2 protein-coding genes are annotated in these 2,131 nt (G+C 36.3%); both read right to left on the bottom strand.

Going from position 1 to position 2,131, the window contains the following annotated elements:
• Nucleotides 1-209 precede the first annotated feature (209 nt).
• The gene (locus GVN22_RS27085; RefSeq protein ID WP_166554125.1) at nt 210-635 is read right to left on the bottom strand and encodes a hypothetical protein; all 426 of its coding nucleotides are present in this window, start codon (nt 633-635) and stop codon (nt 210-212) included.
• A gap of 11 nt (nt 636-646) precedes the next feature.
• A partial coding sequence (locus GVN22_RS27080; RefSeq protein WP_255494279.1) for a polymorphic toxin-type HINT domain-containing protein occupies nt 647-2,131 on the bottom strand: 1,485 nt, incomplete at its 5' end.

The following is a 2,131-nucleotide window of genomic DNA, read 5'->3' as shown; positions in this document are numbered from 1 at the left end:
CATTAGTGCCATATAGATAAGTAGATAGCGCTTCATAGATGCTTTAAGGTTTGGGTTACTTAGGGCAGCGTTTGGTGGGTGATAAAACTATGATGTGAGCATATCTAGTAATAGTTTGTGATTAAAGGCATGAAGTATTTAAGAATTGGAAGCCTGAGAATTTGCTAGGACTGGCTTGGAAGCCAGCACTAGCGGTTAGAAGTTTGTTGTTAGCAATATTGATTGTCTAATACTTTAGAATTAATATTTCGAAAAATATCTTCAATCACTTTAGTATCAGCCTTATAAATTGTTAAGATTTTTTCAATACCCTGTCTTAAATAATCCAAGTATGTCAAAATCATTATGGTACGACTCTCATTTTTTGTGACAGGTTCAAAAGGAATGTAAATTACATATTCTAAATACATTTCTTTTTTACTCTCATATGATTTTTTTACAGCTATTTCTATAATTTCTTTACCAGTATTAACTATTAAAAAAAGAGAATAATCGTCTTTCCCATATAAATGAATCTTTCCATCCTTTAATTTTAAATCTACTTCGTGTATTATTTCATTTTGAATTTCTAAGGGAATATCAAACGAATAACCAACTTGATGAAATATAGAATCAATCCTAAAATTATTTTTCATACACTTACTTATTATTGGGGTTTAAAACTTTTAACATTCCCAGGCAATACAGTTCCAGTTTGATTATAATATGATTGTATAGTTTGGGTCTCAGCTTGCTTTGCAGCTTCAGTAGTAGTTACACCCAAGTCTTTAGTCACATAGCCGCTAATTGTCTTACCAGCATTCTCTGGAGCTTTTCTTAACAACCTTAGTTGTTGATGTAATCTCGTTGGTAAACCACTACTTTTCGTTATCCTGGATAAGTCAGCCTTACCTACTTTGTGTAATACATCCCCTATTTTAATTTCATATAATCCAAAGTGACTTTTTGCGGAATTTGTGTTTAAGTTACAATTATTATTATGAACTAGTATGTTGGAATTGGAAACAAAATATGTATGATACTGAGAAACCGTAAAATTGAAAACTTCTGTTGACTCTATAATTATTTTAATAGCACTTATATCTTTATACTTGCCATTTAATAGTTTTACTTTTTGCCCAACTTTTAAAGATTTAACATTTAACCATCTACCTTCAATATAGAAAGGATGATCAGCAGATGCTTTAATAACTTGATTATCTATATAAATCGCATAAACGGTATCACGAGTATAGTTGAATGTTCGAGTTACTAACTTAAGACCTAATCTATTTCTTTTAACATCATAGCTCCATACTTTATCTCCTTTCTTTATCAACTCAATTTTTTTATACCCAAAATTTGTTAACACTTTTGTGCCTTGTGTGAAACAACCACAGGGGTTCGCAATTTTATATTTCCCAATAGCGTTGCCTATTAGCTTTCCAGCTAACCCACTAGCTGCTCCTATAGCCACATCCCTGATGACAGAACCCGCTGTAATACTTTTACCCTGAATTGCATTATTTACAGCCCCTCCAACCCCATTAGCAGCTCCAGAAATAGCTGCTGTACCTAACAAATTAGCTCCACCCGTAGCAGCAGCCACTCCTCCAGTAATTGCACCTTGAACAGCAGCTCCACCAACGGCTCTCCAATCGCTAACCTTACCTTCATTCCATACCTGTCTGCCAGCTTCTATAGCTCCCCCTATTAACCCGCCAGCTATGGCACCCGCAACTACATGTGGTATCCTTCCATCTGGATCGGTATGGCCAGCAGGGTTATTAAACACATAGCCATAAGGTGTAGAAGATTCTTGTCCACCATCCTCATGAGATGGATCCACCGCCATCCATCTACCCAACTCAGGATAATACATCCTTGCACCATAGTCTAGCCAGTTGGTACCGTCCTGTAGCTCTTTGCCGTTGTAGAGCCTATCGTTGGATAGAACCGTTTGGGTAGGGGTCATATTATCACCTAAGGATAATATCGATACGCCAAAGGCACTGTAATAATTTCCCTGATATATCTTGGCTTGCTCGCTGTCATCGTGTACTAGGCGGACGTTACCCAAGTGGTCTTTGATGTCATACAAGTAAATGTATTTACTTAGTGGACTGTTTGGTGTCCAACCTTCTCGCAACTG

The organism is Cellulophaga sp. BC115SP, from assembly GCF_009905545.1.
GTDB classification, from domain to species: Bacteria; Bacteroidota; Bacteroidia; order Cytophagales; family Spirosomataceae; genus Flectobacillus; species Flectobacillus rivi.
Note: the sequence above shows the minus strand (reverse complement) of the source record. Positions and strands in the feature narration are given on the sequence as shown.